Source organism: Dactylosporangium sp. NPDC051484, from assembly GCF_040689395.1.
In the GTDB taxonomy this organism is placed as follows: Bacteria; Actinomycetota; Actinomycetes; order Mycobacteriales; family Micromonosporaceae; genus Dactylosporangium.
On sequence record NZ_JBFAZX010000003.1, the window covers coordinates 458,143 to 478,847 of the forward strand.

The following is a 20,705-nucleotide window of genomic DNA, read 5'->3' on the forward strand; positions in this document are numbered from 1 at the left end:
GTTGGAGCCATGGAGCAGGTGACCATCGTGACCGGCGGCAGCCGGGGGATCGGCGCGGCGACGTGCCTGCGGCTCGCGCGCGACGGGCACCGGGTCGTCGTCGGGTATCGCAGCGCGGCCGGGGCGGCGCACGGCATCGTCGAAGCCGTCGCGGCGCTGGGTGGCCACGCGATCGCGGTGCGGGCCGACACCGCGCTGGAGGACGACGTCGTCGCGCTGTTCGAGGCGGCGGCGGGCCTCGGCCCGGTCACCGGGCTGGTCAACAACGCCGGCATCGCCTCCACCCTGGGGCGCCTGGCCGACGTGCGGGCCGACGAGCTGCGCCGGGTCATGGAGGTCAACGTCATCGGGGCGTTCCTCTGCGCGCGGCAGGCGGCGCGGGTGATGACCCGGGGCGGCGCGATCGTCAACGTGTCCTCGTCCGCCGCCACCCTGGGCAGCCCCGGCAACTACATCCACTACGCCGCCAGCAAGGCCGCCGTCGACGCGCTCACCCTCGGGCTGGCCAAGGAGCTCGCGGCCGAGGGCATCCGGGTCAACGGCGTCGCGCCCGGGTTCATCGACACCGAGATCCACGAGCAGACCGGTGACCCGGACCGCGCCGCCAACGTCGTGTCCCGCATCCCCGTCGGGCGGCTGGGCACGCCGGACGAGATCGCCGAGGCCATCGCCTGGCTACTCAGTCCCGCCGCCTCATATGCGACGGGCGCCACCCTCCGCGTCGCCGGCGGCCTCTGACGGGCGTACGCGTCAGCACCACGTCGTCATACCCGCCTCAGAGGCATGCCTCGAGCGCGTCGTACAGCGCGTTGCCGCGGCCGTGGTCGGCCAGGTGCCTGGTCACGTATGCCATCCGGTAGCCGCCCGGCTTGTCGAGGTGCCCGCCGGCCGACGACCCGCCGATCCCGCCCATGCCGACCCAGCCCGCGTCGCGCCGCCAGCCGAGCGTCCAGGTCGCGTTCTCCTCGAGCAGCCGGTCGACCCCCTCGGCCTGCGGCGCCAGCGCCTCGGCGAGCAGCCCGGCGGGCAACAGGTCGGGGAGGGCCTGGTACAGCCCCGCGAGGCCGCGCGCGGTCGCATGACCGTTCACGGCGGGCAGCTCGCCCTCTCGCCAGGCGGCCCCGTTGAGCACCGCGGTGTCGAGCAGCCCGGCCGGGTTGCCAGCGCCCGGGCCCACAGCTCGCCGCGGCCGTGCACCGCGCGCTGCGCCCAGTCCGGCGCGCCATGCTCCATCTCCGCGCACCGCGCCGAGCCGGCCGTGGACAGTCCGAAGTGGACATCATGGCCGAGGCCGCGAACCACCGCGCCGACGGTCTCGCCCGTCGCGCCCCGCAGGATGGCGCCGAGGATGTTGCCGTACGTCAGGGCGTGCTCGCCCACCGCGGTCCCCGGTTCCCACTCCAGCGGACTCGCGAAGATCGCGCCTGTGTAGCGCTCCCAGTCCAGCGCCTCGCCCGGCGTGAGCGCCTCGGCGATCGCGGGCAGCCCCAGCTGGTGCGCCAGCGCATGCCGGACGGTGCCGCCAGAGTGCTGGAACGCCGGCCAGTACCGCGCGACCGGATCGTCCAGTCCGATCCGCCCGTCGGCGACCCGCGTGAGCACGGCGAGCGCGGCGACGGGCTTGCCCGCCGAGAACACGGTCGCGAGCGTGTCGTGCCGCCAGGGCCTCGTCCGGCCGGCGTCCGCCCAGCCGCCCCAGAGGTCCACGACGAGCTTGCCGCCCACATACGCCGCCACCGAGGCGCCGGTCTCCGCCCCGGACTCGACCAGCCCACGAAACGTCTCGGCGACGCCCTCGAACCCGGGCGCCACGCTCCCTTGTACGACATCGTTCACGGCTGCGCACAGTACCGCCCGGCCGCACCCAGCCGCTGCTGAATACCGCGCCCGCGAAGCGGAATCGGTCGTACTAGGCTGTCGTGATCTTGATGACCCTCGTCAGGGCCTCATGTAGCTGTAGCAGCTCCTCCAGCGGCATGCCGAGGCGCTCCACCACGGCCGGCGGGATGCGCTCCGCGTCCACGCGCAGCGCCCGCCCGGACTCCGTGAGCGTGACCTCCAGGACGCGTTCGTCGTGCGGCGCCCGCCGCCGGTGGATGAACCCGGCCGACTCCAGCCGTTTGAGCAGCGGGGACAGGGTGCCCGGGTCGAGCTGGAGCAGGCGGCTGAGGTCCTTGACCGACAGCGGTGCGTGCTGCCACAGCGCCAGCATCACGAGATACTGCGGATGCGTCAGCCCCATCGGCTCCAGGAGCGGACGGTAGAGCGCGATGACGTTGCGTGACGCCACCGCGAGCGCGAAGCAGACCTGATGCTCCAGGGCCAGCGGATCAGGGATCTGTACCGCGGCTGCCGCGTCCTCGGTCACGTGCCCCGCCCTTCCCGAACGTGTTGGTCGCTGACATACTAGCCGTACACCAATAGTTAGCACCCCAACGATTTGCACCCGAAGGAATCGTCATGTTCCCGTTCAAGCGTCGTTCGCAGCCGAAGAAGGACCGTGTCGCTCACTTCCTGTTCCGGATCTTCGGTCCGGCCACCGTCGAGGGCGCGATCCAGGGCTGGAGCCCGGAGGCACGCGAGCAGTACAAGCGCCTGCGGGAGAACCAGAAGCGCGCGGCCGAGGAGCAGCGCCGCGCTCGTGAGCCGTGATGCGCCCAAGGCCCGCAACGGCACGGAAACTGTACAGTTGCGCGTGATAGTTTTCGTTCGTGGGTGATCCCGACCGACATACGCCAGCGCCGCCATGGTCGCGCGGACGCGCCCGACGTGCTGGAGCCGGTGAACGCCGGTGACGCTCATAATGGTCGGCTTGGCGCTGATCCTGGCGTTGACCGCGGCGACGGCGTACTTCGTCGCACAGGAGTTCGCCTACGTAGCGGTGGATCGTGGCGCACTGCGGCGGGCGGCTGACGGTGGTGACCCCGCGGCGGCGCGAGCGTTGCAGGTGACCGAGCGGCTGTCGTTCATGCTGTCGGGGGCGCAGCTCGGCATCACCGTCACGGCCCTGCTGGCCGGTTATGTCGCCGAGCCGTACCTGGGCGAAGGACTGGCCGCGCTGCTCGGGTCGGCCGGCGTCCCACGCACGGCGAGCCTGCCTGTGTCGGTGGCGGCGGCGTTGCTGGTCGCCACCGTGGTGCAGATGGTCCTCGGCGAGCTCGCACCGAAGAACCTCGCCATCACCAAGCCGGACACGTTGGCCAGGTGGCTGTCGAGCTCGACACTGATGTACCTGACCGTCGCCGGGCCGCTGATCAAAGTCTTCGACGCCGCGGCGACGCGGCTGTTGCGCCGCGCCGGCATCGAACCGGTGGAGGAACTGCCCCAAGGCGCCACTCGTGAAGACCTCGAACGCATCGTCGCCGACGCTCGTGACCGCGGCGACCTCGACGTCGACACCGCGCGGCTGCTCGACTCGGGCCTGGACTTCCGCAACCTCAGCGCCGGCAAGGTGATGGTGCCCCGCGTCGACGTCATCACCGTGCACGCCGACGAACCCGCCAGCCGACTCGTGCGACTGCTGCCAAGCGGCCATTCCCGCTTCCCCGTCATCGGCACCGGCGTCGACGACGTCACCGGCATCGTCTCGGTCACCGACGTGCTGACCCTCGACCCGGACCAGCGCGACCACACCCCCGTACGCGAACTGGCCGCACCCCCGGTCGTGGTGCCGGCCTCCGCGAGGCTCGCCCAGGTGCTGGAGCAGCTGCGCGTCGCGCGACGGCAACTGGCCATCGTCACCGACGAGTACGGCGGGTTCGCCGGCGTCATCAGCCTCGAGGACATCGCCGAAGAACTCGTCGGTCAGATCCGCGACGAGGACGACCTGCCCGAACCCGGCGCCGAACGCCAGCCTGACGGATCCTGGCTCGTGCCGGGCCGGTGGCGGCTGGACGAGATCGCCGACGCCACCGGCATCCAGCTGCCCACGGATTCGCGCTACGACACGATCTCCGGCCTCATGCTGTGCCGCCTCGGCCGGGTACTGACCGAGGGCGACCACGTCGACCTGGCCACCCAGCCCGGACCCGACCTGCTCGCACGGCCGATCTGGCTGACCGCCGTGACCGTGCGGCGGCGCGTTGCCACCACCGTCCACGTCGCCATGGGGCAGCAGTCATGAGTCCCACCACCGCCCTGGCCGCCTCACTGGCGCTGCTGGCCCTCAACGCCTTCTTCGTCGCCGCCGAGTTCGCACTGGTCGCCTCCAAGCGTCATCGGCTGGAGTCCCTCGCCGCCGACGGTTCCCCCGCCGCACGCGCGGCCCTGGCGGGCAACCGGGAACTGTCGCTCATGCTCGCCGGATCCCAGCTCGGCATCACGTTGTGCTCACTGGGGCTGGGTGCCCTGGCCAAACCCGCCCTGGCCGACCTGCTCGAACCGCTGCTGCACGCCACCGGGCTGCCGTCCCAGGCCAGTTACGTCGCCGCGTTCATCCTGGCCTTAGCGGTGGTGGTGTTCCTGCACATGGTCGTGGGTGAGATGGCACCCAAATCGTGGGCCATCACCCAACCGGAACGTTCAGCGGTGTTGCTCGCCTTGCCGTTCCGGGCGTTCGCCCGGCTCGCCCGTCCTGCCCTCGCCGCGCTCAACGCCATGGCCAATGCCATCCTGCGACTGTTCAAGATCACACCGCAGGGCGAACTGGCTCAGGCTCACGGCCCCGATGAGCTGCTGATCCTGTTGCAGACCTCGCGCCGGCACGGCACCCTGCCCGCCTCCGACGAGCAGCTGCTCACCGCGATGCTGACCCTGCAGCACACCACCGTCGCCACGGTCATGGTTCCCATCGAACAGGTCGTCACCGTGCACGCCGACGCCACCGCCCGCGACGTCGAACGACTCTGCCTGCGGCACGGCCGCTCCCGGCTCCCCGTCACCGACCACGGTCGCATCGTCGGCGTCGTGCACGCCCGCGACGCGCTCAAGGCCACCACCGGCCGCGTCGAGGCCACCGCCGGCTACCTGATGACCACCCCGTACACCTTGCCCGCGCAGTGCAGCGCGCTGTCGGCCATCCGCGCCATGCGCGAACACCGCGCCCAGGTCGCCATCGTCACCGAACACGACCACCCGGTCGGCCTGGTCGCCCTCGAAGACCTCCTGGAACAGGTCATCGGCCAGTTCGACGACGAAACCGATCCGATCGTCGCCGCGTACTGCAACACACCAGCTCGAAGCTAACGGGCCCTTCGCCGGATCGTCTCCTGCAGCAACGTCAGTCGTGTGGCGCCCACGGCCACGACGGCCAGCGCCGTCCGCCACACCGCCACCCCGAATTCGACGGTCGTGACTTGCCCGGACCCGAACCGCCCGGCGATCCCGTCGAGCCCCGGCACGCTGATGATCAGCGTCACTATCGCCACCACCGCCGTCGTCGGCGCGATCCAGATCGACCGTGGCCGCTCGAACGTCGCCCAGGCCGCGCCCACCAGCACCACCGTGGCGGTGATCAGCAGCATCGCGAACGCCACGGTGACCGGCCGATGCCCGTCGAGCCGGCTGGCGCCGTGCAGCGCCCACCCGGTCCACACGTCGCCCCCGCGCTGCAGCAGGGTGGCGGTCTCGCCGAAATCGGTGGCCACCGTGACGGTGTTGTCCTCCCGGGCCCACGGCAACGCCAGCGCCAGGACCGCCGCGAGCGCACCGACGAGTGCCACGACCCGGCTGCCGATGCCAACCGGCGAAGGCTGCGGAGCCGGCGTCGCAACGCACTGACCGACTTCGGTCTCCTGCGGTGAGCTCATGCCCGTAGACCGTAGCGGGACACCGCCAGCACCGTCACTCGCCCTGGTCGATGCTCACCGATCCTGCGCCACTCGGTGCCGGTGGGTGGGGTGACGCGCAGCGGTGGGGATGAACGGCTGTTGGAGAGGGCACCAAAGCGTGCGACGATCGCCGCATGACACTGGCTGTGCTGGGCACCGGGATCATGGGCGCGGCGGTGGCCCGGAACTGGCTCAGGGCGGGTCAGGAGGTGCGGGTGTGGAACCGCGCCCGCGCCGGCGCCGAACCGCTCGCCGCCGACGGCGCGGTCGTGGCGGACACGCCCGCCGACGCGGTCCGGGGCGCCGATCCCGTGGTGACCGTGCTGTTCGACGCCGCCTCCGTCGCAGAGGTCATGCGCGCTGCCGCGCCCGGGCTCGCGCCGGGCACGCTGTGGCTGCAGTTGAGCACCGTGGGTGCCGACGGCGCCGACGAGCTCGGGGCGCTGGCCGCCGATCTGGGCCTGACCTACGTCGACGCCCCGGTGCTCGGCACCCGCGGCCCGGCCGAGCAGGGCAAGCTCAACGTGCTCGCCTCCGGCCCCGACGAGGTGCGCGCCCGCGTCGAGGAGCTGGCGGCGCCGATCTCGGCGAAGGTCACCTGGCTCGGCCCGGCCGGCCGGGGCAGCCGGGCCAAGCTCGTCGTCAACAGCTGGGTGGTGACCAGCGTCGCCGCGCTCGCGCAGAGTGTCGCGCTGGCCGACGCGCTCGGCGTCGACTTCCTTCCGCTCATCGCCGGCGGCCCGCTCGACATGCCGTACGCACAGGTCAAGGGCCAGCTGATGGGGCAGCGCGACTATCCGGTGGCGTTTGCGGCCGAGGGCGCGGCGAAGGACGCCCGGCTCGTCGGCGAGCTCGCCGCCCGGGCCGGGGTCGATTCGTCCATTGTGGACGCCGTCAGCCGCCTGCTGGACGAGGCGGTCGCACGCGGCTTCGCCGAGGTCGACATGGCGGCGATCTACGAGGCCGTCCGCTCACCGTCGTGACAGGTGGCGGCCCGGACCTATCGCAGATTTCGGGTTTCGGCGCCTGCGACCTCGCCGCCTCCCGGCCGATCGCCCGCCGCCGGCTGCTGATCCTGGGAGTGGCCGCCGCCGCGGCACTGACCGGCTGCGGCGGACCGACCCGCCGGTCGCCGGTCCCGGCGTCGCCATCGGCCGTTTCGCGGGCCTGGTCGATCCCGGTGTCGCTGCCGGAGCCGTGGGCCACACCGCCGGTCACCCGCTACGAGGCCGGCTTGCGTGCCGCGGTCGAGGGCTACCTGCGGCCGACGCCCGACCATCCGGGGCACCCGATGTATCCGGGCGCGGTCGCCTTCGCCGCCGTCGACGGGCGGGTCGCCGCGCACTTCGCCGTCGGCGACGCGGTCCGCTACGCTGCGGACAAGACGGAACTGCCGGCGGCCGAGCGCGTGCCGGCCCGCCCGGACACCATCTACGACCTGGCGTCGCTGACCAAGGTGTTCACCGCGGTGCTCGCCCTGCGCCTCGTCGAGCGCGGCCGGCTCGACCTCGACGCGCCGGCGGCGCGATACCTGCCGTCCTTCGTGGACAAGCCCGGGATCACGGTGCGGATGCTGCTCACCCACACGTCCGGCCTGTCCAAGGACGCCCCGCTGGCCGGCGGCTCTCCGGCCGACCAACTGGAGCACGTGCTGCGTGAGCCACCGGTCGCCGCGCCCGGCTCCGCGTTCATCTACGCCGACCAGAACTTCATCGCCCTCGGCGCGATCGTCACCGAGCTGACCGGCGAGCGCCTGGACACCCTGGTCCGCACCGAGATCGCCGCGCCACTGGGCATGGCCGACACCGGGTACCTCCCACCGCTGCGGCTGCTGCCCCGCATCGCCGCCACCGAGGGCCCGCTGCGCGGTACCGTCCACGACCCGGCCGCGGCGGCGTTCGGCGGCGTGTCCGGGCACGCCGGCCTGTTCGCCACGGCCGCCGACCTGGGCCTGTTCGGCCGGGCGCTGCTGTCGGACGGCGGCCCGCTGCTGCGCCCGGCCACGGTGGAGCGGATGCGCGCCAACGCCAACGCCCACCTCGGCCCGGCGGCGGCGCACGGGCTGGGCGTCGACGTCGACCGGGCGTGGTACATGGGGCGCCTGGCCGGCCACGGCGCCTTCGGTCATACCGGCTTCACCGGTACGTCGATCGTGATGGAGCCGCGCCGCGGGGTGGTGCTGGTGCTGCTGACCAACCGCGTGCACCCCGACGCCGCCTGGGGCGGCAACAACGCGGCCCGCAAGGCCGCCGCCGACGCCCTCGCGGGCTGACCCGGCCGGCGGCGTAGTTGTATAGCCCGCTAGTTGACTATACATTTACGACATGAGCGTGGAGTTCGCGCCGAAGTACCACCAGATCGAGCAGGCGCTGCGCGTGCGCGTCGCGGCGGCCCGGCCGCACGACCCGGTGCCGTCCGAGGCCGAGCTGTGCGACGAGTTCGGCGTCAGCCGGATGACCGCCCGCGCGGCGCTGCAGCGGCTTGCCGCCGACGGGCTGGTGTATCGCCGGGTGGGCCGTGGCACGTTCGTCGCCCCGCCGGTCACCCAGCGTCGTGCGGACATGCTCGTGCGGTTCAGCGCGGAGATGCGCCGCCGCGGCCGGCGGCCCTCCTCGCGCCTGCTCGGCGCCGAGGTGCGCCCGGCGAGCCCCGACGAGGCGGCTCGGCTGGCGCTGAGGCCTGGCGCCGACGTCGTCGCAGTGTCCCGCCTGCGGCTGGCCGACGACGTGCCGGTGGCGATCGAGCGTGCCGTGTTCCCGGGCGATCTGCGCGGGCTGCTCGACGCCGACCTCGCCCGCGACTCGCTGCACGAGACGCTGGTCCGGCTGGGCCGCGCCCCGGCGAACGGTCACGCCTCGCTCGACGCGCATCCGGCGACCGAGGACGACTGCCGGCTGCTGGACCTGCCGCCCGGCTCGGCGCTGCTGGTGGAGCGGCGCCTCATTCTCGACCGGGACGACCACCCGCTGGAGCTGACCGAGTCCCGGTATGCCGGTGCCCGCTACGGCCTGCAGGTCGCGTTCTCGGTGGACCCCTGAGGAAAGGATCCCGCATGCTGTCCGTACGACAGGTCGCGAAGATGATCGACCACTCGCTCCTGCGCCCGGAGCTGACCCTCGCCGATGTCGCCGCGGGCTGCGACCTCGCCGCGCGCTACGACGTCGCGTCGGTGTGCGTGAAGCCGTCCGACGTGCCGTTCGCCGCCGCACGACTCTCCGGCACCGGAGTCCTGGTCGGTACGGTGGTCGGCTTTCCGCACGGCGCCCACGCGACCCGGATCAAGGTCGCGGAGACCGCGGCGGCCCTGGCCGACGGCGCCGCCGAGATCGACATGGTGCTCAACATCGGCCGCCTGCGCGAGGGCCGCGACGACGACGTGCGCGCGGACGTCGCCGCCGTCGTGGTCGCGGCCTCCGGCGCGGCGGTCAAGGTGATTCTGGAGAATGCCTACCTGACCGACGCCGAGAAGCGTCGCGGGTGTGAGCTCGCCGAGGAGGCGGGCGCGCGATACGTCAAGACGTCGACGGGGTTCGCCCCGACCGGCGCCACGCTGCACGACGTACGCCTGATGCGGGCCGCGGTCTCGGCGCACGTCGGCGTCAAGGCGGCCGGCGGCGTGCGGACGCTGGACGTGCTGCTGTCCATGGTGGACGCCGGCGCCACGAGGTTCGGCGCCACCACGACCGCGGCGATGCTCGACGAGCTGGCCACCCGGCACTCCGCGTGAGGTCAGGCCCTCGGCGGCTCCCGGCGGGCGGTCACTGCGTCCGGCGGCGTGCGCTGCGGTGCATCGCGACACCGAGGCCGATCGCGGTGACCCCGGCCAGTGCCAGCCCGCCGATGGTCCCGCCCGTCGCGCCGCCGGTGACCGGCAGGGACGACGGGGTCGGCGTCGCGGTGTGCGTCGGCGTCACCGTGTGGGACGGAGAGTTCGACGGGGACTTCGACGGCGACTTGGACGGGGACTTCGACGGCGTCGGGCTCTTCGAGTGCGTCTTGGTCGGCGTGGGCGTGGGCGTGTGATGGTGCCAGAAGTCGCCCTCGCCCGACGCGGTCAGCATCTGCGCCGGGGCTTGCGCCGGTGGCGCGGACGACCAGGCGGACAGCACGCCTGGACCGGCGATGAGCAGCGCCGTGCAGCCCGTGGCCGTGAACAGGACTTTCCAGACGGGTCGAGACATGAGGCCTCCCTGCTTCCGTGAGAACTGAATGACGGAAGCAAAACCCCGCGACTGGTGGCCAGGTCGTCACATTCGGAGGCGATATTCCGGCGGATCCGGGCTCACCCGGGTCATCCGGCCGTATCGGGCCCGGTGGGCGGCAGCACGGGCGCCATGACGACGGTCCATGTCCGGACCGTCACCGAGAGCAGGCCCGAGCGGACCGCCTCGTCGTCCTGTTCGGCCAGGCGGCGGGCCTCCTCGGGGGTTTGGGTGGCGAGCACCGCGATGTCCTCGCCCTCGCCGGTGTCGCTGTCCTCGAGCGGGCCGGCGGCGACCAGGGTGCCGTCCCGCTCGCGCCGGCGCAGGAACGCCAGGTGTTCTTGAAAGCCGGGCTGGTCGGTGATGCGGACGGCGGGGTCGGCGGCGGGGCCGGGGCGGTGTTGCAAGACGTACCAGATGCGGGGTCGCGTCATGCGTCCCAGGATCGCACCGTCAGGCTGCCGGCGGAGGGGCTGCCGAGGAGCGGATCACCAGCTCGGTGGCGAGCTCGATGTGCAGCGCGTCGAGCTCGTGCCGCTCCAGCAGGCGGACCAGGAGCGTGACCGCCATGCGGCCCATCTCCTGCAGCGGCTGGCGCACCGTGGTCAGGCCCGTCGCCTGGGCCAGGTCCAGGTCGTCGAAGCCGGTGACGGAGAGGTCGGCCGGGATGCGCAGGCCGCGCTCGGCGGCGGCGCGCAGGGCGCCCACGGCGGCCTTGTCGTTGAAGCAGACCAGGGCCGTCGGGCGATTCGGCAGGTCGAGCAGCTCGCCGGCGGCGCGGTGGCCGCGTTCGGTGGTCGGCTCGACGCTGCGCAGCAGTTCACCGGACGGGAGCACGCCCACGTCGGCGAGGGCGGCGTTGTGGCCGGCCAGGCGGGCGTCGCTGGCCAGCCACTCGGTCGGGCCGCCGATCACGCCGATGCGGCGGTGGCCCAGCCCCACCAGGTGGGCGGTGAGGCGCCGGGCGCCGGCGAAGTGCGCGGCGGAGACCGAGACGATGTCGCGCGGCAGCGCGGTGCGTGGATCGACGACCACGAACGGGATGCCGCGGCGCCGCAGCTCGACCAGGTCGTCGCCGGGCTCCGGGGGCAGGATCACGATGACGCCGGTCAGGCCGTAGCGGGCGTCGAGGTCGGCGAGCAGCGGGGTGCGCTGGGCGGCCTCGCCGGCGGTGAGCACGAGCCGGCGGCCGTGCAGCGTGAGCGTCTCGGCGATCGAGGTGACGATCAGGCCGAAGTAGTCGGTCAGCACATACGGGCAGCGCACGAACACCGTGCCGCCCCGGGGCTGGTCACTCAGGCCGATCCGCGCGCGCAGGCGCTCGGCGGCCTCGTGGACGAGCGCGCGGGTGGGCGGCGCGACCGAGGCGTGGTCGTTGAGGGCGCGCGAGACCGTGGCGATCGACATGCCGGTCTCCGCGGCGATGGCGCGTACCGTGACCCGCCGGTGGCCGGCCATGGTCACCACCCCCGTTCCATGATCCGCGGCATAGAGGTTTCTCTAAAGACTCTTGACAGTCAATGCCTGTGGCGGTTTCCTGATGCTCTGCGATGTTACACCGCCGTTTCATTTGTTACATCACAGTCGGCGTCCGCACCCGCCGTTTCCCGCCCCTGGCCCTAGGAGGCCGCATGCACCGTCCCCGTATCAGGCTGCGCACCGGGCTCGCCGCGTTCGCCGCCGTCACCGTCGGCGTCGTCGGTTTCGCCGCCGCGCCGAGCGCTTTCGCCGCCGGTGAGACCGTCAGTGTCTGGCTCACCACCACCAGCGACGCCGGTGGCCGCAATGTCACCCAGGGCCTGGCCCAGCAGGCCGCCGTGGGCTTCACCTCCGGCACCGGCGGCGCCGGGCAGAACATCACCGTCAACGACGCCACCCGCTACCAGACCTTCAGCGGTGGCGGCGCTTCGTTCACCGACACCGCGGCCTGGCTGATGAACAGCTCCGGTGCGCTGTCGGCGAGCACCAGGAATACCGTGATGCAGAAGCTCTTCGACCCGAACAACGGCATCGGCCTGAGCTTCCTGCGCAACCCCATGGGCGCCTCGGACCTGGCCCGCTACGGGTACAGCTACGACGACCGCCCGGCCGGCCAGACCGACCCGAGCCTGGCGAACTTCAGCATCTCCCACGACCTCGTCGACGTGCTGCCGCTGACCAAGCAGGCGCAGCAGCTCAACCCGCAGCTGACCACGATGGCCAGCCCCTGGACGGCGCCGGCGTGGATGAAGGACAACGGCAACCTCAACGGTGGCTGGCTGCAGTCGCAGTACTACGGCGCCTACGCGCAGTACTTCGTCAAGTACGTCCAGGCGTATCAGGCGCAGGGCGTGAAGGTCGACTTCGTGACCCCGCAGAACGAGCCGACGTGCTGCGCCGGATACCCGTCGATGAGCTGGAACGGCAGCGGCCTCGACTTCTTCGTCGCCAGCAACCTGCTGCCCGCGTTCCACGCCGCCGGACTGTCCACCAAGGTCCTGGTGCACGACTGGAACTGGGACATGTACGACTCCTACGCCGCCCCGTCGGTCAACGACGCGGCCATCCGCAACGACTCGCTCTTCGGCGGCATCGCCTGGCACGGCTACGGCGGCGACGTCACCAAGCAGACGTCGGTGCACAACCAGTACCCGGGCGTCGATGCCTACAGCACCGAGCACTCCGGCGGCACCTGGATCGCCAACCAGCAGAAGGAGGACATGCTCAACCTCATCGACTACGGGCGCAACTGGAGCAAGAGCTTCACGAAGTGGAGCCTCGCCGTGGACCAGAACGGTGGCCCGCACTACGGCGGTTGCGGCACCTGCACCGGCCTCATCACGGTCCACAATGGAGACTCGCGCAGCGGGCAGGTGGACTACACCATCGAGTACTACACGATGGGCCACCTGACGAAGTTCGTGAAGCCGGGCGCCTGGCGCGTCGACTCCACCGCCAACGCGAGCGTGCCGAACATCGCGTACCTCAACACCGACGGCACCCGCGCGCTGATCGCCTACAACAACACCGGCAGCACCCAGCAGGTCACCGTGAACTGGGGCGGTCAGCACTTCACCTACAGCCTGCCCACCAGGACCTCGGCGACCTTCACCTGGAAGTCCGGCGTCACGGGCGGCGGCGGTGGGGGCGGGGGCGGCTCGCGCACCGGCCAGATCACCGGTCTCGGCGGCAAGTGCGTCGATGTGGCCGGCGCCAGCTCCGCCAACGGCACGGCCGTGCAGCTCTACACCTGCAACGGCAGCACCGCCCAGCAGTGGACGGTCGGCACCGACGGCACGATCCGGGCGCTGGGCAAGTGCCTCGACGTGACCTCGGCCAGCTCCGCCGACGGCGCGAAGATCCAGCTGTACGACTGCAACGGCACGACGGCGCAGCAGTGGACGGCCAACTCCGACGGCACGCTGCGCTCGCTCGGCAAGTGCCTCGACGTGACCGGCAACACCTCGGCCGACGGCACGCGGCTGCAGATCTGGACCTGCTTCGCGGGCGCCAACCAGCGCTGGACGCTGCCCGCTTAGCAACGCCCGGGTCCCGGACGGCGACGGTGGGGTGGTCGTCCGGGACCCGGTCGCGACTCGGCTTTGACGAGCGTCACGTCGACAGCGCGGGCTCCTGCGGTACTATGGTCACGTGAATTTCGGTTATCGGGCGTTTACCGTGGCTCCGGGTGGAGCCGGCGGTCGCTCACGCTGACCTAAGTTCACCCGGAGCCAGCAAGGGCGGAGACCTCGGTCTCTGCCCTTCGTCGTGTCACGCGGCGGGCTGGTTGCACCGGGCCCGCCTCCCTGGGAAGGATTGAGACGGGTCATGGACACCAACAATCTTCGGGTCACCGGCTACCGGCCGCTGGTCACCCCGCGCGAGCTCGCCGCCGAGCTGCCGATGGACGACGAGCGGGCCGCGGTCGTGCAGCGCGGCCGGGACGAGGTGCACCGCATCGTCACCGGCGCGGACGACCGGCTGCTCGTGGTCGTCGGGCCGTGCTCGGTGCACGATCCGGTGGCGGCGGTGGACTACGCGCACCGCCTGGCGTCCGCGGCGCAGCGACTGTCCGCCGATCTCGCCATCGTCATGCGGGTGTACTTCGAGAAGCCCCGCACCACCGTCGGCTGGAAGGGCCTCATCAACGACCCCGGGCTCGACGAGACGTTCGACGTGCCCCGCGGCCTGCGGCTGGCCCGCCGGCTGCTGCTCGACGTGCTCGGCCTCGGGCTGCCGGTCGGGTGCGAGTTCCTGGAGCCGACCAGCCCGCAGTACATCGCCGACGCGGTCTCGTGGGGCGCGATCGGCGCGCGGACGCCGGAGAGCCAGGTGCACCGGCAGCTGGCGTCGGGCCTGTCGATGCCGGTCGGGTTCAAGAACGGCACCGACGGCGACGTGCAGGTAGCCATCGACGGTTGTCGCACGGCGGAGAGCCGGCACGTGTTCTTCGGCGTGGACGAGGACGGGCGGGCCGCGGTGGTCTCCACAGCAGGCAACCCGGACTGCCACATCATCCTGCGCGGCGCCCGTTCGGGCCCGAACTACGGCTCGGCCGACGTCGCCGACGCGCTGGCCCGGCTGGAGAAGGCGCAGATGCCGCAGCGGCTCATCGTGGACGCCAGCCACGGCAACAGCGGCAAGGACCACGTCCGCCAGGCCGGCGTGGCGCGCGAGGTTGCCGAGCAGGTGGCCGCGGGCCAGGACGGGATCGCCGGGGTGATGCTGGAGAGCTTCCTCGTCGCGGGGCGGCAGGACCTGGGGGACGAGCTGACCTACGGCCAGAGCGTCACCGACGCCTGCATGTCCTGGGACACCACCGACGCCCTGCTCGACGACCTCGCCGCGGCGGTACGGGCCAGGCGCGCCGCCTGACACGGAAACGGCCCGGGCCACTTGGCCCGGGCCGTTCGCGGTCTGGTGGAGGTTCAGGCGTTGGCGAACTTCTTCGAGGCCGACTCGGGAACCGCGAAGCCCTCGCTGCGCGGCGTGCGGGCGGCGTGGAGCAGGCCGGCCGCGCCGACCAGGAACAGCAGGCCCGCGCCCAGGTAGGCCACCAGCGCGGCCTGGGCGGCCTTGGCGCCGAACTCGCTGAAGCCGTACGAGGTCAGCAGCATCCCGCGCAGGGACTCACCCTTGAAGACCGTCTCCCGCTGGCCGTTCACGTCGGTGAGCTGCTTCTGCAGGTCGGCCAGGGCTGGGTCCTCAGCCTTCTGGGCAGCGGCGATCTTGGTCTTCAGTTCGGTCTGCACGTCGCCGAGCTGGGCGTAGGTCTTGCCACCGGCGATCGACTTCAGGTGCAGGCCGATGAACTCGTTGGCGTAGCACTCGGCCTTCTTGCCGCTGTCGAGCGGCTGGCCGGCGTACTTGACCAAGCACGCGGACGCCTTCTCCTCGGCGGTCAGGGTGGCGGCGGGCTTGAAGGTGATCTGCTGCTCGCTGAGCTGGTTCTTGACGTAGTCGTTGGCGAAGTTCGCGTTGCTGGTCAGGACGAGGCCGGCGATCAGCAGCAGTCCGGCCAGGACGACCAGACCGGCGCCGACGATGATGTCGAGGGTCTTGCGCTTCATGGGGCCCTCCTGGGCTCGGGTCGTGCTCGGTGCGTGATGCCAATAGCGTGCCGGTCCAGCCCGGGCGCTCGGGAGAGGCCAAGCGCCCGCCTGCACGGGACCGACGTCCCGTAACGCCGGGACCTACGCCACCGGTCGAATCCCGGGCACTGCCGGCCAGGCAACCGCGGGCCAGAGACGGTTGAGCCCTTGGCGGCGCCTGTTCACGCCGGGATACCTTGATCGGGTACGGAAAGGGGAACCATGACCGAGCAGAACATCGTCGAGGAGAATGCCTGGCTGCGCCGCAAGGCCGAGGAGCCGGGCCACGCGAGCTGGTATGTCCAGCGGTTCCGGGACCTGGCCGCGAGCGGCGCCGACCTGGCCGGGGAGGCCCGGCTGATCGATGCCATGGTGCCGCGCGGCGCCCGGATCCTCGACGCCGGAAGCGGCACCGGGCGGGTCGGCGCCTTCCTGGCCGCGGCCGGCCACGAGGTTGTCGGCGTCGACCTGGACCCCGAGCTGGTCGCCGTCGCCGAGCAGGACCATCCCGGGCCGACGTGGCTGGTCGGCGACCTCGCCGAGCTTGACCTGCCGGCTGCCGGCATCCGGGCCGGCTTCGACGTGGTCGTCTGTGCCGGCAACGTGATCACCTTCGTGGCGCCCTCCACGCGGGTGGAGATCCTGCGGCGCCTCCGCGCGCACCTGGGCGAGGGCGGGCGGGTCGTCGTCGGGTTCGGCGCCGGGCGCGGCTACGCGTTCGACGAGTTCCTGACCGACGCGGCCGCCGCCGGGCTGCGGCCGGATCTGCTGCTGGGCACCTGGGACCTGCGGCCGTTCACCGCGGACTCGGACTTTCTCGTCGCGGTGCTCGGCACCGGCTGACCGGGCTACCCGCGCCGGGCCGGCGGGCTCACCATGGCGAGATGGTCGGGCGGTTCAGGATGAAGTGGTAGATGCGCTCGGCGGTGTCCGGCAGCGGGTCCGTGCCGTCGACGACGAGGTCGGCGAGCTGGCGCCCAGGTGCGATGTTGCGGGCGTGCGCGTCGCGCCCGCCGTCGAGGTAGGCGCGCAGCACCGTGTGCGGGTCGTCCAGGCCCAGCGCGCGGCGGGCGAGGCTGATGTCCAGCGGGGTGTCGACGTAGACGGTCCACCGCGCGGCCCAGCGGATCGGCGGCAGCGCCAGGGCGAAGACGCCCTCGACCACGACCAGCTCGGCGTCCTCGTGGGCGTCCAGCCGGTCCTGCAGGGTGTTGAGGTCGACGCTGTGCTGGTCCTCGCCGGCGCTGTCGTCCAGGCCGACGACCGGGGCGTCGACGCGTTTGGCCACGGCGTCGGCGATGCTGCTCTTGCCCGCACCAGCCGGGCCGCCGATGACGAGCAGGGGCGGCAGCACGCGCATCATGATGGGCGACCCTACCGCGCCGGAGGCCTCGGCACGAACCCGCTTCGTCAGCGGGGGCGGACGGTCGGGGGCGCTACGAGGACCGAGGCGTCGTGCGCGCGCAGCACCTTGCCCAGTGCGGCCGCCACGGCCTGGGCGTCGGCACGGGTCATCCGGCCGGTGAAGTGCCGCTCGATGCCCGCCAGGTAGGTGGGGGAGGCCGCGTGCAGCCGGGCCCGGCCGGCCGGGGTCAGCTTCGCGAACGCCGAGCGCTTGTCGTCGGGGTTGGCGTCGCGCTCGACCAGGCCGGCCCGCACGAGCTCGTCGACGATGCGGCTGACCCGGCTGCGGCTGACCACCGCCGCGGCACCGAGCGCGGACATCGTGAGCCGGCGGCCGGGCACGGCGTTGAGCTCCAGCAGCACGTCGTACCACGTCAGCGGCAGCCCGTGCGCGGCCTGCAGCTCCTGGTCGAGCAGCGGGGTGATCGCCGCGTGCACGCGCAGCAGCGCCGCCCAGGCCGTCGTGGAGTCCATGGTCACACCGTAGCAGTCTTGTGCGCGCGCACATACATGGCTAACTTTCAGTCAAGAGCGTGCGTGCGCACGCACTTATCCTGGAAGGAGTCCGGCGATGACCCGGCTGCTGCACATCTCGGCGTCCCCGCGCGGCACGCGCTCCGAGTCCCTCGCCCTGGCCGCGACTTTCCTTGAGGTGTACCGCGAGCTGCACCCCGAGGACGAGGTGGTCGAGTGGGACCTTTGGGACGGCTCGCTGCCCGAGTTCGGCCCGGCCGCCGCGGCGGCGAAGATGGACGTGTTCGCCGGGCTCGAGCCCAGCGGGGCGGGCGCCGAGGCGTGGCGAGCGGCCGCCGGCACGTTCCGCCGCTTCGCCGGCGCCGACAAGTACCTGTTCTCGGTGCCAATGTGGAACTCCGGAATACCGTATATCCTCAAGCAATTCATCGACGTGATCAGCCAGCCCGGCATGGTGTTCGACTTCGACGGCGAGCTGGGATACACGGGCCTCGTCACCGGCCGCAAGGCCGCGGTGCTGTACACCAGCGCGGTCTACGGCGAGGGCCGCGGCCCGCGGTTCGGCGCCGACTTCCAGGCGCCGTTCTTCGACGACTGGCTGCGCTGGGCCGGCATCACCGACATCACGGCGGTGACCTTCCGCCCCAACCTGGCCGCGACCGACGTCGAGACGCGGCGGACCCGCGCCCACGCCGACGCGGCCGAGGCGGCCAAGACCTTCTGACGCGCGGCACCGACGTGCCCCGTCGCCGGTGCGGGGCACGTCGTGGGTGCGGGGCACGAGGGGCGCTCGGCGTGTCCGTCGACGGCGACTCCCGCACCGCCGTGGAGACCGGGGCCGCAACACGCGGCCGCGCGCGCCATCGCATCGCCATCGTTGAAAGTTCCGGCGCACAAGCGCGCGCCAGTGCGGTACCGTAGCCCGCGTGTCGTCCTGATCACCTCGGGTGAGGATGGATCCATTTGCCGCGCGGACCTGCCTCGAAGCCGCTCCTCGTCGTGGCCGTCTCGGTGGCCGTGGTCGTCGGGCTGGGTGGGTCGGGCCTGCTCCCCGCGTGGTGGGCGCAGCTCATCGACGACCTCGGCCAGTTCGCCGCCGGCGTGGCCGCGACCGTGGCCTGCTGGGTCACCGCCCGTCGCTACACCGGCGCCCAGCGGCGATGGCGGCTGTGGATGGGCACGGGTGCCTTCGGCTGGACGATCGGCCAGTCGATCTGGAGCTGGTATCAGCTGTTCCGCGACGACGCGCTGCCCTCGCCGTCCCTGGCCGACGCCGGCTACCTGACCCTTCCCGTCTTCGCGCTGCCCGCGCTCGTCTCGCTGGCCGCCGCCCGGCCGCCCGACGGCGCGCCGCGGCGCCGCCCCGGCCAGCTGGTGCTGGTGCTGGACGGGCTGATCGTCGTCGGCGCGCTGTTCGTGCTCACCTGGGCCACGACGCTGGGCTCGGTGGCCGCGGCCGGCGCGGCGACGCCGTTCGCGTACTCGGTCGCCATCGCCTACCCGGTCACCGACCTCGTGCTGACCGTCATCGTGATCCTGCTGCTGGCCACGTCGGCCCCCGCCAACCGCGGCCAGCTCACGATCCTCGGCGCCGGGCTGCTGTGCCTGTCGCTGTCCGACAGCATCTTCGCCTACCTGGTCTCCAGGGGCGCCGACAGCATGCCGCCGCTGTTCGACGCCGGGTTCGTCGCCGGGCAGGCACTCGTCGCCGTCGCGGCGCTCACCCCGCCGCGGCCGGGCGACGCGCCGGAGCCGCGGCGGCACGCGCGCTGGGCGCACCTGATGCTGCCGTACGTGCCGGTCGCCTTCACCGGGGTGCTGTTCATCGCGCAGCTGATGCGCGGCCACCCCGTGGACGGCGTGGAGATCGTCGTGGAGACCGCGGTCATCTCGCTGCTCATCATCCGCCAGGCGGTCACGCTGGTGGAGAACGCGGTGCTGCTGGACCGGGTCACCGAGAGCCAGGCTCGCCTGGCTCATCAGGCGTTCCACGACGCGCTCACCGGCCTGTCCAACCGGGTGCTGTTCCACGACCGCCTCGAGCACGCCCTGGCCCTGCATCACCGCGACGGCCGCCCCCTGGCGGTCCTCTTCTGCGACCTCGACGACTTCAAGGCCGTCAACGACCGCTTCGGCCACCTCGTCGGCGACCGGCTGCTGCGCCAGGTCGCCGAGCGGCTGCGCGCCGCGGTGCGCGACAGCGACACCGTCGCGCGGGTCGGCGGTGACGAGTTCGCGATCCTGCTCGAGGGCGTCGGCGACCCCGGCGAGCCGGCCGAGCGGGTCATGGCCGAGATCGGCAGGCCGTTCGAGCTCGACGGGCACAGCGTCACCGTCGGCGTGAGCGTCGGCCTGGTCCAGGCGGGCGAGCACGGCCCGGCGCTGTCCGCCGACGCGCTGCTGCGCCGGGCCGACGCCGCCATGTACTCGGGGAAGCGGCGGGGCAAGGGGACGCTGGTGCGCTACCGCGTGGACCTGCCCGACGGCACCGGCAGCTCCGATCTGGCCGAGGCGCTGGCCGCCACGTTGCGCCACGGGCGCGGCCTCGACGTGCACTACCAGCCGATCGTCAGCCTCCACGACGAGACGGTCGTGGCTGTCGAGGCGCTGGCCCGCTGGACCCACCCGAGCCTCGGGCGCGTCTCCACCGACGTCTTCATCGCCACCGCCGAGCAGATCGGCCTCATCGGCCTCGTCGACGATTTCGTGCTCGACCGCGCCTGCCGCGACGCCGCCGCCTTCCGCGGCCCCTGGGCCGGTATCGCCGTGCACGTCAACATCTCCGCCGCCCGGCTGGGCCGCCCGGAGCACGAGGAGACGGTGCGGGCCGCGATCGTGCGTCACGGCCTGGCCCCGCACCGCCTCCTGCTGGAGCTCACCGAGACCGCCCCGCTGGCCGACCTGGGCGCCGCCGCCGGTGCCGTGCGCCGTCTCGGCCGCTTCGGCGTCCGCTTCGCCCTCGACGACTTCGGCACCGGCTACAACGCCCTGGCCCAGCTGCACGCGATGCCGGTCGACGAGGTGAAGCTGGACCGCTCCTTCACCCTCGCCGACGGCGGTCGCAGCGAGGCGATCTGCCGCTCGATCGTGCAGATCTGCACCGGCCTCGGCGTCACGGTGGTCGCCGAGGGCATCGAGACCGACGGCCAGGCCGCGGCGATGGTGGCCCTGGGCTGCCGGTATGGCCAGGGCCACCGCTACGGCGCCTCGGGCCCGCTGGCGAGGGTGGCCCCGCCAGGGGTGCTCGACCCGGACGACCGCGCCGTCATCGGCCGCTGAGCGTCAGG

The 20,705-nt window shown here is 72.4% G+C and carries 23 protein-coding genes; 13 read left to right on the forward strand and 10 right to left on the reverse strand.

Features of this window, described 5'->3' with window-relative positions:
• Nucleotides 1-9 precede the first annotated feature (9 nt).
• Complete coding sequence (locus AB0367_RS08350) at nt 10-738, forward strand: SDR family oxidoreductase (RefSeq protein WP_366225533.1); 729 nt, start codon at nt 10-12, stop codon at nt 736-738.
• Between the two features lie 37 nt (nt 739-775).
• On the opposite strand, the gene AB0367_RS08355 is transcribed toward AB0367_RS08350, so the two are convergent.
• The 3 genes from AB0367_RS08355 to AB0367_RS08365 form a co-directional block, all read right to left on the reverse strand.
• Nucleotides 776-1,090: a hypothetical protein gene (locus AB0367_RS08355; protein WP_366225534.1), complete on the reverse strand. Its 315-nt coding sequence runs from the start codon at nt 1,088-1,090 to the stop codon at nt 776-778.
• Nucleotides 1,087-1,836, reverse strand: coding sequence for a serine hydrolase domain-containing protein (locus AB0367_RS08360; protein WP_366225536.1), 750 nt, complete (start codon nt 1,834-1,836; stop codon nt 1,087-1,089). The genes AB0367_RS08355 and AB0367_RS08360 overlap by 4 nt, the downstream gene beginning before the upstream one ends.
• Nucleotides 1,837-1,909: 73 nt before the next feature.
• On the reverse strand, nt 1,910-2,368 hold the full coding sequence (locus AB0367_RS08365) for a MarR family transcriptional regulator (protein ID WP_366225537.1): 459 nt from the start codon (nt 2,366-2,368) through the stop codon (nt 1,910-1,912).
• A 92-nt stretch (nt 2,369-2,460) separates the two neighbouring features.
• Here AB0367_RS08365 and AB0367_RS08370 point away from each other — a divergent pair, with 92 nt between their 5' ends.
• The 3 genes from AB0367_RS08370 to AB0367_RS08380 all read left to right on the forward strand — a co-directional run bounded on the left by AB0367_RS08370 (nt 2,461) and on the right by AB0367_RS08380 (nt 5,184).
• Nucleotides 2,461-2,652, forward strand: coding sequence for a hypothetical protein (locus tag AB0367_RS08370; protein WP_366225538.1), 192 nt, complete (start codon nt 2,461-2,463; stop codon nt 2,650-2,652).
• A 151-nt stretch (nt 2,653-2,803) separates the two neighbouring features.
• Entirely contained in the window at nt 2,804-4,123 is a 1,320-nt protein-coding gene (locus AB0367_RS08375) for a hemolysin family protein (protein WP_366225620.1), read from the forward strand.
• On the forward strand, nt 4,120-5,184 hold the full coding sequence (locus tag AB0367_RS08380; protein WP_366225539.1) for a hemolysin family protein: 1,065 nt from the start codon (nt 4,120-4,122) through the stop codon (nt 5,182-5,184). The genes AB0367_RS08375 and AB0367_RS08380 overlap by 4 nt, the downstream gene beginning before the upstream one ends.
• Here the strand turns inward: AB0367_RS08380 and AB0367_RS08385 are convergent.
• Complete coding sequence (locus AB0367_RS08385) at nt 5,181-5,747, reverse strand: hypothetical protein (protein ID WP_366225540.1); 567 nt, start codon at nt 5,745-5,747, stop codon at nt 5,181-5,183. The genes AB0367_RS08380 and AB0367_RS08385 overlap by 4 nt on opposite strands.
• 155 nt (nt 5,748-5,902) lie before the next feature.
• On the opposite strand from AB0367_RS08385, the gene AB0367_RS08390 reads away from it, so the two are divergent.
• The 4 genes from AB0367_RS08390 to deoC are packed head-to-tail and all read left to right on the forward strand — an operon-like array spanning nt 5,903 to nt 9,495.
• Nucleotides 5,903-6,751 (forward strand): NAD(P)-dependent oxidoreductase, encoded by an 849-nt coding sequence (locus AB0367_RS08390; RefSeq protein ID WP_366225541.1) that lies wholly within the window; start codon nt 5,903-5,905, stop codon nt 6,749-6,751.
• Nucleotides 6,748-8,040, forward strand: coding sequence for a serine hydrolase domain-containing protein (locus AB0367_RS08395; protein WP_366225542.1), 1,293 nt, complete (start codon nt 6,748-6,750; stop codon nt 8,038-8,040). Before AB0367_RS08390 ends, AB0367_RS08395 begins: the two co-directional genes overlap by 4 nt.
• 52 nt (nt 8,041-8,092) lie before the next feature.
• On the forward strand, nt 8,093-8,806 hold the full coding sequence (locus AB0367_RS08400) for a GntR family transcriptional regulator (protein ID WP_366225543.1): 714 nt from the start codon (nt 8,093-8,095) through the stop codon (nt 8,804-8,806).
• Nucleotides 8,807-8,820: 14 nt separating this feature from the next.
• Entirely contained in the window at nt 8,821-9,495 is a 675-nt protein-coding gene (gene deoC, locus AB0367_RS08405; RefSeq protein WP_366225544.1) for a deoxyribose-phosphate aldolase, read from the forward strand.
• 31 nt (nt 9,496-9,526) lie between these two features.
• Here deoC and AB0367_RS08410 read toward each other — a convergent pair whose 3' ends face one another.
• From AB0367_RS08410 to AB0367_RS08420, 3 genes are all read right to left on the reverse strand, one after another.
• Complete coding sequence (locus tag AB0367_RS08410; RefSeq protein WP_366225545.1) at nt 9,527-9,949, reverse strand: hypothetical protein; 423 nt, start codon at nt 9,947-9,949, stop codon at nt 9,527-9,529.
• A 110-nt stretch (nt 9,950-10,059) separates the two neighbouring features.
• Nucleotides 10,060-10,404 (reverse strand): hypothetical protein, encoded by a 345-nt coding sequence (locus tag AB0367_RS08415; protein ID WP_366225546.1) that lies wholly within the window; start codon nt 10,402-10,404, stop codon nt 10,060-10,062.
• Nucleotides 10,405-10,423: 19 nt separating this feature from the next.
• Entirely contained in the window at nt 10,424-11,428 is a 1,005-nt protein-coding gene (locus tag AB0367_RS08420; protein WP_366225547.1) for a LacI family DNA-binding transcriptional regulator, read from the reverse strand.
• A 173-nt stretch (nt 11,429-11,601) separates the two neighbouring features.
• Between AB0367_RS08420 and AB0367_RS08425 the strand changes: the two genes are divergently transcribed.
• A complete protein-coding gene (locus AB0367_RS08425) occupies nt 11,602-13,488 on the forward strand; it encodes a ricin-type beta-trefoil lectin domain protein (protein WP_366225548.1) in 1,887 nt (628 codons plus the stop codon).
• A gap of 289 nt (nt 13,489-13,777) precedes the next feature.
• Nucleotides 13,778-14,824 carry a 3-deoxy-7-phosphoheptulonate synthase gene (locus AB0367_RS08430; RefSeq protein WP_366225549.1) on the forward strand — a complete coding sequence of 349 codons (1,047 nt, stop codon included), beginning with the start codon at nt 13,778-13,780 and terminating at the stop codon, nt 14,822-14,824.
• Nucleotides 14,825-14,877: 53 nt separating this feature from the next.
• Here AB0367_RS08430 and AB0367_RS08435 read toward each other — a convergent pair whose 3' ends face one another.
• Nucleotides 14,878-15,519: a hypothetical protein gene (locus AB0367_RS08435; protein WP_366225550.1), complete on the reverse strand. Its 642-nt coding sequence runs from the start codon at nt 15,517-15,519 to the stop codon at nt 14,878-14,880.
• A gap of 243 nt (nt 15,520-15,762) precedes the next feature.
• On the opposite strand from AB0367_RS08435, the gene AB0367_RS08440 reads away from it, so the two are divergent.
• Nucleotides 15,763-16,383: a class I SAM-dependent methyltransferase gene (locus tag AB0367_RS08440; RefSeq protein ID WP_366225552.1), complete on the forward strand. Its 621-nt coding sequence runs from the start codon at nt 15,763-15,765 to the stop codon at nt 16,381-16,383.
• Nucleotides 16,384-16,411: 28 nt separating this feature from the next.
• Here AB0367_RS08440 and AB0367_RS08445 read toward each other — a convergent pair whose 3' ends face one another.
• Together AB0367_RS08445 and AB0367_RS08450 are read right to left on the reverse strand one after the other, a co-directional pair.
• Nucleotides 16,412-16,903, reverse strand: a complete 492-nt coding sequence (locus AB0367_RS08445) for a hypothetical protein (protein ID WP_366225553.1) — start codon at nt 16,901-16,903, stop codon at nt 16,412-16,414.
• Nucleotides 16,904-16,950: 47 nt separating this feature from the next.
• Nucleotides 16,951-17,418 carry a helix-turn-helix domain-containing protein gene (locus AB0367_RS08450; protein WP_366225555.1) on the reverse strand — a complete coding sequence of 156 codons (468 nt, stop codon included), beginning with the start codon at nt 17,416-17,418 and terminating at the stop codon, nt 16,951-16,953.
• Nucleotides 17,419-17,515: 97 nt separating this feature from the next.
• On the opposite strand from AB0367_RS08450, the gene AB0367_RS08455 reads away from it, so the two are divergent.
• Together AB0367_RS08455 and AB0367_RS08460 are read left to right on the forward strand one after the other, a co-directional pair.
• The gene (locus tag AB0367_RS08455) at nt 17,516-18,142 is read left to right on the forward strand and encodes an NAD(P)H-dependent oxidoreductase (RefSeq protein WP_366225556.1); all 627 of its coding nucleotides are present in this window, start codon (nt 17,516-17,518) and stop codon (nt 18,140-18,142) included.
• Nucleotides 18,143-18,381: 239 nt separating this feature from the next.
• Entirely contained in the window at nt 18,382-20,697 is a 2,316-nt protein-coding gene (locus tag AB0367_RS08460; RefSeq protein ID WP_366225557.1) for an EAL domain-containing protein, read from the forward strand.
• Nucleotides 20,698-20,705: the final 8 nt, after the last annotated feature.